The organism is Bradyrhizobium sp., assembly GCF_049586575.1.
Taxonomy (GTDB): domain Bacteria; phylum Pseudomonadota; class Alphaproteobacteria; order Rhizobiales; family Xanthobacteraceae; genus Bradyrhizobium.
This window is the reverse complement of the sequence record NZ_JBAVCF010000432.1, coordinates 1-10,654: the sequence shown is the minus strand read 5'-3', so window position 1 is coordinate 10,654 and position 10,654 is coordinate 1. Positions and strand designations below refer to the sequence as shown.

The 10,654-nt window shown below is 60.8% G+C and carries 6 protein-coding genes and 1 pseudogene; 2 read left to right on the top strand and 5 right to left on the bottom strand.

The window, feature by feature from the left end:
• Positions 1-36 precede the first annotated feature (36 nt).
• Positions 37-645 carry a hypothetical protein gene (locus tag WB528_RS17180; RefSeq protein WP_423889605.1) on the bottom strand — a complete coding sequence of 203 codons (609 nt, stop codon included), beginning with the start codon at positions 643-645 and terminating at the stop codon, positions 37-39.
• Positions 646-973: 328 nt separating this feature from the next.
• On the opposite strand from WB528_RS17180, the pseudogene WB528_RS17175 reads away from it, so the two are divergent.
• A pseudogene (locus tag WB528_RS17175) lies at positions 974-1,108 on the top strand (Crp/Fnr family transcriptional regulator); the annotation flags it as partial.
• A 432-nt stretch (positions 1,109-1,540) separates the two neighbouring features.
• Here the strand turns inward: WB528_RS17175 and WB528_RS17170 are convergent.
• From WB528_RS17170 to WB528_RS17160, 3 genes are all read right to left on the bottom strand, one after another.
• On the bottom strand, positions 1,541-4,921 hold the full coding sequence (locus WB528_RS17170; protein WP_423889604.1) for an AAA family ATPase: 3,381 nt from the start codon (positions 4,919-4,921) through the stop codon (positions 1,541-1,543).
• A 165-nt stretch (positions 4,922-5,086) separates the two neighbouring features.
• Entirely contained in the window at positions 5,087-6,565 is a 1,479-nt protein-coding gene (locus tag WB528_RS17165; protein WP_423889603.1) for a pyridoxal phosphate-dependent decarboxylase family protein, read from the bottom strand.
• Positions 6,566-6,575: 10 nt separating this feature from the next.
• The gene (locus WB528_RS17160; RefSeq protein ID WP_423889602.1) at positions 6,576-7,664 is read right to left on the bottom strand and encodes a PLP-dependent cysteine synthase family protein; all 1,089 of its coding nucleotides are present in this window, start codon (positions 7,662-7,664) and stop codon (positions 6,576-6,578) included.
• 105 nt (positions 7,665-7,769) lie between these two features.
• On the opposite strand from WB528_RS17160, the gene WB528_RS17155 reads away from it, so the two are divergent.
• The gene (locus WB528_RS17155; RefSeq protein ID WP_423889601.1) at positions 7,770-9,800 is read left to right on the top strand and encodes a transcriptional regulator; all 2,031 of its coding nucleotides are present in this window, start codon (positions 7,770-7,772) and stop codon (positions 9,798-9,800) included.
• 123 nt (positions 9,801-9,923) lie between these two features.
• Here WB528_RS17155 and WB528_RS17150 read toward each other — a convergent pair whose 3' ends face one another.
• Positions 9,924-10,151, bottom strand: a complete 228-nt coding sequence (locus WB528_RS17150) for a tautomerase family protein (protein WP_423889600.1) — start codon at positions 10,149-10,151, stop codon at positions 9,924-9,926.
• Between the last annotated feature and the right edge of the window lie 503 nt (positions 10,152-10,654).

Here is a 10,654-nt window from a genome sequence, read left to right as displayed (position 1 = left end):
TGGTACTATCATCCGACGCATTTTGAATATCATCGGCTATGCGGAAGGTAGGACTTCTACCGCTTCGACCACCAGAGGTCCGCTGAAACGAGTTGCTGATTCGATCGTCCAACCCTCGCCCACCAACTCTTCTTCCGAAAGGGTCATAAGACGCTCGCATTCTTCTGCCGGCAGATCCTTTGGAAAAAATGAAGTCTCTTCGGACCCATCTAACACTTCATGTTCTTCGAATTCAAATTCTTCAAAGATGTTCACGCCCTCGTCTGGATTGTAGCCGGTCAAATCCGGCAATTTGTCCACGACAATCCAACCCGAGCGATAGACCGTCAAATGCTCGATCTTCAGATCATCCTTCTTCCAAATATCTATGTCTACAATGGACTGACTAATCTCGGGGCTGATTTTCCAAGCCGTCTTCTGCGTCGGTGTTTTCTTGGCTCGCGTATTGGCAGCTGTCTTTGCTGGCGTGCTCCTGCCCCGCTTTTGCTTTTTGACTGCCTTTTTAGCTGGTGATGTCTTAGCAACCGCCTTCTTAGCCGCAGACTTCTTTGCCGCTTTTGCTTTCTTGGCGCCGGGCTTGGCGGCTGGCTTTTTCAACATTTTTGCCGTCTTAGCCTTTGTCGTCTTTTTTCGCTTTGCGGCCATTGGTCCTGCTCCTCTGTTCGATGAACGCTAAAGCGATGATTTGACAATCAAGGACTTATCTTTGCATGTTTGAACATCTGTCTCATGGCCGGAAACCTAACGAAACGGGACGCGCAAACCTTGACTTGGGTCAATTCGAGCTTTGGCTCGCCACGGGATCAACGATGGAACTGAAGTAGAAAGAAGTGGCTCGCTATTTCGGAGGTATGAGAGCAGACCATTGCGAGCATGTGCACTTAGCCGTGTGAAGTTACCAGACTCTTGCTTGAAGAGTCCCCACGAGGCCTTGGTACGCAATCTGCGGGAGCACTCCCGTTTTTTGTAGGACGGCCGCCGACAATACCTTTCATTCCACATGTCCGGCGATCTGCCAGACTCGCAAGGGCGCTTTATCGAACGAATGGACCATGCACGTTGCGCAATCGGCCCAGCGACCGTCGCCGCTATACCCCACAGGCAGTTAGCGTTCGCCGTCGTCCACCATGTCCACGCGGGACCGCGTTCGGCGAATGGACATTCGAGGTTGAGGGGGACAGAGGGAAATTGACTCGACCGATGCGGCAGGGGATCGCAAATACTCCTCTAATCCGAACTGCTTTTTGGCGCGGTGTGTGGGGCGAAATCGGTCGATTTCGGGACACAAGACTGGTACAAATGGAGCGATCGGGTAGGCAGTAAACTATTGATTTTATTGGTTGTACTAGCGCGACGTGGCAATCCCTCCCTCCCTCCAACCCGGCCTGCACGAAACGTTAGTAATTGCAGCGCTTGAGCGATTCATACTCTTCACCGCGCGGCTCGATCCCGCCGGTGGTACACAGAGAGCCCCAAACATTTCAAGGTAGCCGCCCAGAGGCTGATCGTCCAATGATCAGGGTCTGAATTTACAGGAATGTCAGCAGGCCTTAGCTCGCGCGAACGTGGAGAGCAGCGCCGAAGCTTCCTGGAAGTCCGGCCCGGTCCGATATTCCGTAATCCTTTCGACAATGGACGACAAAGTGTCCCGAGCACCGGCTACGTCGCCATCATCGGCGACGACCTGCGCCAGGTCACGACCGGATCGCAGCAGATAAAGTCCCGCGCCCTGCCGCTGCGCGATGTCCACGGCCGCTTCGAATTCGCGGCGGGCCTGATTGCGAAGATCTTGTCTCAGGAGCACTCGCCCGGCGAGCCTTTTCAGATCCGCGAGTGCGAAGGCGTCGCCATGCCTTTCGGACGTGTCGATCCCGTTCAACACTGCTTTCTCTGCGCAATCGACGTCGCCGATGCAGAGTGCGGCTTCGGCCAGATAGGACGACCAGGTCGGGATGTGGAGTACGGCGCCGGTCTTCTTCCAGCTTTGGATGCCTTCCTCCAGCTGGGCGACGCCCTCCGGGTCTCCGTCGAGACAGGCGCGTGACGCGCCGTGAAGAATTTCGTGTGCGGCGGACCAGAAAATGAAGCCCTGCTCCGAGCAAAAATCGATCTGTTGCCGCACAAGAGCGGCACAGGGCCGATAGTCGCGACGCAGCATTAATACCATGCCGACAGCAGTCGAGGCGAAGGCTACCATCAGCGGAAAGTTCAAGGTCTTGGCCAACGAAAGCGCTGACTGTGCCGATGCGAGACCGGAGTTCGCATAGCCCCGAACCGCGAGCGACAGTCCCTTGTATTGCAAAGCGACAATGTGCGGCTCCTCGCCGTGATGCGCAAAAGAAGCGCCAAGCGGTGTTTGGCTGCCGTGCGTTATGCAGTGTTCGAAAGCCTCGATCGCGCGTACGAATTCACCTTTGCTCATGAGAGTCGAGCCGACGGCGCGGAACGCGAGGCTGCATTTCTCCGCGCTCATATCTTCCGCCCCAATATCGCGCAACCGCTCGGCAAGCGCCAGCGCGCGATCAAGTTGGCTTCGGTCGTAAAGGTAGTGCCACTGCCCGCGCGCGCTCGTGAATACAGCCTCTCTGTCGGATAAAGCCTCTGCTAGCTGGCTTGCCTCCTGATAGTTTCGTTCAACCTCCTCGGACGCATACCCTCGTGCCGCGAGCAGTGCCGGACCCAGCGCAAGCCGGAACGCAAGTTCTTGTCGGTCGCGCTCTTCACCGGCCGGCAGGTCCGCCATCAGGTTCAGGCCGTTTACGTAGCTCAGAGTGGCCTCGTGGTTGGCGAAGCGACGCATTGCACGGTTCCCGGCGCGCCCCCACCACTCGATTGCCGTCTTCGGCAGCCCCGCCCGTGTGAAGTGATGCGCCACTATCCCCGGTTCGCGCCCCGCTCGCTCCGGAAATTGATCGCGAAGGCTTTCAGCGATCCGCTGATGCAGTTGCTGCCTCCGGCTCTTGAGGAGCGTCGCATAGGCCGTATCCTGGACAAGCGCATGCTTGAACGTATAGCTCGCTTCGGGCGGCGTCCCGTGGCTGAAGATTAGGCCCGCGTTGATCAACTGAGCGAGCGCATCTTGGAGCCCGACGCCTTGAGTGGGCGAGACCGCCTCCAGAAGGTTATAGGGAAACTCGCGGCCGATCGTCGCTCCAATTTGCGCGATCTCCTTAATCGGCCCCAAACGATCGAGCCTCGCCATCAAAGAGTCCTGGAGGGTCGACGGAATCGCGAGCGGCGTGAGCGCCGAAGCGAGGACGTACGACCCGTTGTGTTCGCCCAGGAGCCCGGACTCGAGTACGGTTTTTGTCAATTCCTCGACGAAAAGGGGCACGCCGTCGGTCTTGGCTACGATCTGCTCCAGGACCTCGGCCGGCAAAGCCTTGCCGCCGGCGACGCGATCGATCATGACGAGGGCGTGGCGTCGCCCGAAGCGGCTCAACGCCAGCGAATGGACGTGACCTTGGCCAAGCCAAGGCGGGACGAATTCCGGGCGATAGGTGATGATGAGGAACGCACGCAATTTCGGTATCCGATCGACAAGCCGACTGAACACCTCAAGCGAGGACGGGTCGATCCAATGCGCGTCTTCCAGTAGCGCGAGCAGTGGCGCTTCCGTGGTCAGCCCTTCAAAGAGCTCAAGCAGGGCAACGATCAAACGCTCTTTTTGTTCGGCAGGCGACATCTCAAGCGGCGGATAGTGTCCTTCGAAAGGAATCGAACACAGCGAAGCCACGAACGGAACGAGCTCCGTCGGCTCGAGCCGCGAGCGGCGGGCCATGGCCTCGAGCTTTTCAAGGCGCGTCTTGGGAGCCTCTTCGGTCACAAATTCCGCAGCTCGCCAAATTTGACTGACGATCGGGTGGAACGCGTCGTTCACATGGTGGGGGGAGCATTGGTAGCGGATCGCCAGATGCTGCTCATCGGCAACCCGCTCGCGCAAGCTGGTCAAGATACGCGACTTGCCGATGCCGGCCTCGCCCGAGAGCAACGCGACCTTGCCCTCGCCCGCGCATGCGTCCCGCCATCGCTCGATAAGCAGCGCTACCTCGGGCTCGCGTCCGACGAACGGCGTCATCCGGCTGGATCGCGACGCTTCGAAGCGGGTCTCTGTTTCGGCTTCGCGCAACACCGCCCACGCTCGGACTGGCGCGTCGAATCCCTTCAGGTCCTTCAGATCCAGCGACCTCAGCTCGAAAGCTTCGCCAAGAAGACGACGAGTCTGATCGGCTATGAGAACGGCGCCAGGCTCGGCGCGCGTCTGCAGACGTGCGGCGAGATTGGGCGTATCGCCGACCACGGCCTGCTCCTGAGCCGACCCTTGACCGACAAGGTCTCCGACGACGACTATTCCGGTCGCGATGCCGATGCGTGTCTTCAAGGCTTCTCCGTCGCGCGTCTGCAGCCTTGCGACAGCATCGGCAAGATCGAGCCCGGCCCGCACAGCCCGTTCAGCGTCATCCTCGTGGGCGCGGGGAAAACCGAAATAAGCGAGGACGCCGTCGCCCATGAATTTTGCGACGAAGCCGTCGTAGCGCGCAATCACGCCGGAACAGACGTCCTGATAGCCGCGAATAACCTCCCGCATGTCTTCGGGATCGAGGCGAGCGGACATGGCCGTCGATCCAGCTAGGTCACAGAACAGGACTGTCAGCTGGCGGCGCTCTGCCGCAGCCTGAGTTGCCTCTACGATGGGCGGCAGGCGCTCGGTGTCCACCTTTGCAGGGGAATCCGCAGCTGACGCCGACAGCTCCGCGATCGCAGTCAGAATCTTGCGGCGGTGTCCGACGACCGCTACGCCGAGATCCTTCAGATCGTCGGCCGTCAGGCTCCGAAGAACCTCGTCGTCAATCTCATTATCGCGAAAGGCGGCCTCGTATTGCCCGAGGCCGATGCTTCGCAGCCATTCGCCCATATCCATGGTCATGTCCTCGCGATGGTCCGCAGGCCTGCCTGCCTAGGCTTCGACGTCGACCGCGCGATTATCTTGTGCGATAGTGACTCTCATCGTCGTTTGGCCTCGTGGCCGAGCGACGTATGAACGGACGATCGTCTTCCCGCTCAAACTTGTTGCTACCCTCCGGCCTCATCTCGAAAAGTCGAAGTCTCGCCCGAGGCGGACGATCTCGCGTACCAAGAGGTCTAGGTCGGATCGCCGCGTGCGATGGTTGTTGATCGCGACCCTTAAACAGTGCTTGCCGCGAACGGTCGTGTCTGAAATGGCGGCGATGCCGTCTTCTTGCAGACGGATCATGATTTCGAGATTGAGATGCTTCAAAGCGACCTCGTCGAGGTCTGGCGGATGATAACGAAAGCAAACGATATTGATCGTCGCTGGCGCGACATTTTCGAGCAGCGGCTCCGAGGCGATCAAACCGTCGAGGTAATGACCTTGGGCGATGTTCTGATCGATAAGCCTCCCGAATTTCTCGGCGCCGTGCTCCTTGAGCGCCATCCAGACTTTCAATGCGCGAAACCCGCGGCTCGTCTGCAAGCCATATTCATAGAGCCACTCTGCGGATGCAATGCCGCGCGGTGTCTTTCCCAGATATTCCTGCTCCACCGAGAAGCTCGCCAGATGGGCTGCGGCGTCGCGAACCAGAACGCATCCGACTTCGAAGGGCGCATGCAGCCACTTGTGTGGGTCAAGCGCGACGGAATCAGCTCGCTCCAAGCCGCGAACGCGATGGGCGTTATCCGGCGCGATGGCGATCAGCGCGCCGATGCAGCCGTCGACATGGAACCAGAGGTTTTCTTGCGCCGTGAGATCGGCAAGAGCCTGAAGATCATCGATCGCGCCAGTGTTGACAGTGCCGGCGTTGCCAATCACGCAGGCCGGTTGCAGGCCGGCCGCGCGGTCGCGCGCGATGGCCACGCCGAGCGCATCAAGGTCGACCCGAAGATCGTCCCCGGTTGGGATGCGCTGAAGCGCGCTGTTTCCAAGGCCCATCGCTTCGATTGCCTTGCGATGGCAGCTGTGGATCTGGTCCGAGGCATAGAATCGGAGCGGCCTCTCGATGGCCGCGACGCCATGCTCACGCACGTCGATGCCCGCCTTGACGTTGCGCGCGACAATCAATGCGATGGTGTTGGCCATCGATCCGCCGCTGACCAGCGTGCCGCTTGCCGAAGCCGGAAAGCCGATCATCTCCTTGCACCAGTCGACGACCTGCTCGTCCATTTTTGCGGCGGCGTGATTGCCGCCGCCAAGGTTGGACCCTTGAACAGCAGCCAGAAAGTCAGCCAGCGCTCCGGTGAAGTTGCTTGACCCCATGTACCAGGCCCAGAAACGCGGATGGATGTTGCCCATTGGGTAGGGCATCAAGGTTTCGGCAACCTCGCGGTAGACCTCCGAGAGGGGTGTGGGTGAATGGGGCAAGGGCGTCTCGAACGTCCTCCTGACCTCACGAGGCATGTCCCGCCAGACCGGACGATCGCGAATATCGCGCAGATACTCGATCGCGTCATCGACGGCGCAGCGTGCGACGGCTTGCGCATCGGTCCAGTCTTCAGGGTCGAGCGTTTCTTCCGGGGCTCCGCCCGTTCGGTGAGGTAGGCTTGACATCGCCAGCGTCTCAGGCAGCTGCGAACTGGCAACTCGGAGTCGACCGGGAAAGCGCGAGTTCCTCCTCATTCATTTCCGCCTCGATGGAATCGAACAGCGGCGTGCTGAGGTATCGCTCTCCGGTGTCGGGTAGCATGCACAGGATCACCGAGCCGGCCGGGGAACGTTCGGCGGCCCGGCGCGCGACCGCGAAGGTTGATCCACCGGAAATTCCGGTGAAGATCCCTTCTTTCTGGGCGAGCTGCCTGGTCCAAGCCATGCCTTCGGCGCCAGCGATAGGGAGGATCTCGTCATAGAAGCCGGAATCGATCGCCTCCTGCAGCACGGCAGGGATGAAGTCCGGCGTCCAGCCCTGGATTGGATGCGACTCCCATGCGGGATGGCTGCCCGACGGCGCCCCGCCGGCAGCGCGCTGCTGTGCGACACCGCTGCTGACCAGTTGGGCGTTCTCAGGTTCGCACAGCACGATGCGAGTCTCGGGTCGCTCACGCCTAAGCACGCGAGCAACGCCCGTAACGGTTCCGCCGGTCCCGTAACCGGTGACGAAGACGTCCAGGCGCTGCCCGGCAAAGTCATTGATGATTTCCCGAGCGGTCGTGCTCTCATGGATGTCGGCGTTGGCCTCCGTCTCGAATTGCCGAGCGAGGAACCAGCCGTGTGTCTCCGCCAACTCGACTGCCTTTTGATACATGCCGAAGCCCTTCTGGGCCCGGGGTGTCAGGACCACCTTGGCACCAAGCATGCGCATGAGCTTGCGCCGCTCGACAGAAAAACTGTCGGCCATTGTCACCACGAGGGGATAGCCCTTCTGAGCGCAGACCATGGCGAGCCCGATCCCGGTGTTGCCGCTGGTCGCCTCGACGACGGTCTGTCCGGGCCTTAGAGCGCCGGTGCGCGAGGCTGCCTCGATCACGTTGAGTGCGAGCCGATCCTTGACCGACGATGCTGGGTTGAAGAATTCCGCCTTGGCGTAAATTGTCCTGCCTTCGACTCCGAGATTATTGACCCGAATCGCTGGGGTGTCGCCGACCGTATCGAGGATACTGTCGAAAAGGCGGCCGCGGCCCCGCGTGCTTCTCATAGCTGTTGCAGCCGGCATAGGCGTGCTCCTATCTGAGGGGCATCCGACGGAATGCCGGATGCGGCTGAATAATTTCGATGATACAAGCTTTTAGGGACCTCCGCCGTTGGAGCGACCGTGGAAATGAATAAGGGATCGAGTCCGTTGGGATGCCAGCCCGTCGGCGTTCGGCTCCGCATGTTGGGACCGCTGGCGATTGAGCGGGGTGGCGCGGCGCTGGAACTGCCAGCCTCGCGCAAGACGTGCGGCCTACTCGCCTACCTCGCGCTCACACAGCGCCCGGCGCAGCGCGGTCGGCTGTGCGAGCTGCTATGGGACGAGGCAGCCAACGACCCCAGAGGCGAGCTTCGTTGGTGCCTCAGTAAGTTGAGGGGCCTGCTCGGCGACTCCGGCGGAAATATCGTAGTCACGTCCGGCGATGCGGTCGCGCTGCGACTAGACAGCTGGTTCGTGGACGCCGTCGAAGTCGCTTCCGCTATGGAAAGGGGGATCGAGACACTCGGCGTCGATCAGCTACGAGTCCTCTCGGAGTTCTACGACGGCGAACTGCTCGAAGGGCTCGTCATCGAACGCTGCCCCGAATTCAACCTGTGGCTGACTGGGCAGCAGAGCCGATACGCCGCCTTTCGCGCTGCGCTTCTTCAGCGGCTCGTCGAGAGCCTGCCTGCGGATTCCAGCAAGGGCTTGGCCGCGCTTGAAAAATGGGTCGAGGTCGCTCCGTTCGACGACAACGCGCAGAGTGAACTTTTGCGCCGTCTCGCCCAGCGCGGTCGTATCGACGCGTGCAAGCGATTGTTGACGGCCACGGAGCGGCTCTACCAAGCCGAGGGTCTCGATTCTGAGCCGATCCGGAAGGCGTGGCAGGAAATATGCGAAGCGCGGCCGATGGCGGCGCCAAGCAGCACCGTCGTGGCGCCATCGATGTCTCTCGCGCTTGACGCAAGAGCCGAAACCGCTGCGAGAGCGGCGCGCCGCCCGTCGCTGGCCGTGATGCCCTTCCACGCCCTGCCAGACCGGCGGGAAGGTGCCAGCGAAACGGCCGATGGCCTGACGCATGACATCATTACGCGTCTCGCCAAGCTGCGGAACTTCTTCGTCATTGCCGAGGGCTCCGTCTTTGCCCTCGGCGGCCGACGCATCGGACCAGAAGAGGCTGGCCGACGGCTCAACGTCGACTATGTGGCCAGCGGATCGGTCCGCCGGCGGCCAAGCCGGCTCGGCGTCAGTGTGGAATTGATCGAAACCGCCACAGCGAGAATCCTCTGGGCCGAGGATTTCGATCGCAAGCAGGACGATGTCTTTTCGGTCATTGACGACATCGGCAACCGGATTGTCGCGTCGATCGCGAGTGAGATCGAAGCTGTCGAGCGCAATCGCGCGGTGCTAAGGCCGCCCGACTCGCTTGACGCTTGGCAGGCCTATCACCGCGGCCTTTGGCACATGTACCGCTTCACCCAGACAGAGAACGAGACCGCCCGCCAGTTCTTCGAAATGGCTGTGCGGCTAGACCCAACATTCGCGCGCGCCCACGCCGGCCTGTCGTTCACCCATTGGCAGAGCGCGTTCCAGCATTGGGGTGATCGCAAACACCACACGACCCGTGCCTTGGAGATCGCTGGGCGCGGCCTGATCGTCGACGAACACGATCCTGCGGCGCATTGGGCGATGGGGCGAGCGCTCTGGCTCAGCGGCCGGCATGACGACGCGGTCGGTGAGTTGCGGCAGTCCGTGGACCTTAGTCCGAATTTCGCACTAGGCCACTACACACTCGCCTTCGTACAATCGCAGTCGGGCGATCCGCTTGCGGCGATCAAGGCTGCCGATCACTCGCGTCTTCTGAGCCCATTCGATCCCCTTCTGTTTGGCATGCTGGGAAGCAAGGCAATGGCCCACGTGCGGCTCCGGCAGTTTGATGAGGCAGTAGCCTGGTCGGCTAAGGCGGCGATGCAACCGAACGCGCACGTCTTGATCCTTGCGATCGCCGCCTTCTGTCACGCGCTCGCCGGCAGGATCGAAAAAGCGCGCGCCTACGCTGCAGCAATCCGCAGAGCGCGGCCCGAGTTCACCGTCGACGATTACTTGAATGCCTTTCAGTTCTCCGCCGACGCAGCGGCGCTCTTTCGCGATGCTGCCGGGCGTATCGACCTTGTGTAACGCCCGCTGCGTTCTGGCCGTCCGCAGCGGGTGGAGTTGCGGCTCGAGCGTCGGCACCCTCAGTACGGATCCAGCCACGACGGAAAAGTTTCCGCTTCCGCGGGTATGGCCCGGCTACGGCGGTCAGGCGGCCTTCATTCCCGCGGCAAGCGCCTTCACTGCTTCGGTCGTTAGCGGCTGACCGCCGATCCCCCATTCGCCGCTCGTGACTTCCGATATCTTCACCCAGGTCACGCCGCGCATGTTCTCGCCTTCGATGCTAACCATGGCGTCGGTGAGTTTCTCGATGATCTGCTTTTTCTGGGCGGAATCGAAAACGTTCTCGATCAGATGAACCTCGATGAGGGGCATGGTCGTTCTCCTCTTGATCTTGACCGACGATGCGGCCCGGCCCGACGCCTGACCCGTCCGGTCAGCTGGATCGATACCGCGCAGTCGCTGGCGGCGAAGTGGAAGCGGACGTGGAAACTGCCGTGGAATTGCCCGTCGCTTAGTGGCGTCGTTCCCCATGCCCACCCGGGACCGCGTTAGGTGAACGGACAGCCGAGGGTGGAGAGCCAGACAGATGGAAACTGCCACAAGCCGATCTCGCGGAGGGGACTGCAGATCACCACTAATCCGAACTGCCTTTTTTGGCGCGCCGTGGGTGGAGCGAAATCGTTCGACTTCGGGACACAAGACTGGTACACACGGGCTCATCGGGCTTGCGAGAAATGCCTGATTTTGTTAGGTTTCTGTGATCGGCGCGGCAATCCCTCCCTCTCCGCCAAAATGCTTAAAATGGATCCGTAAATAGGCGCTTTGCGCGTGGGATAAAGGGTTCTACCCATCTCCTAACCCATACAGCCGTTCGA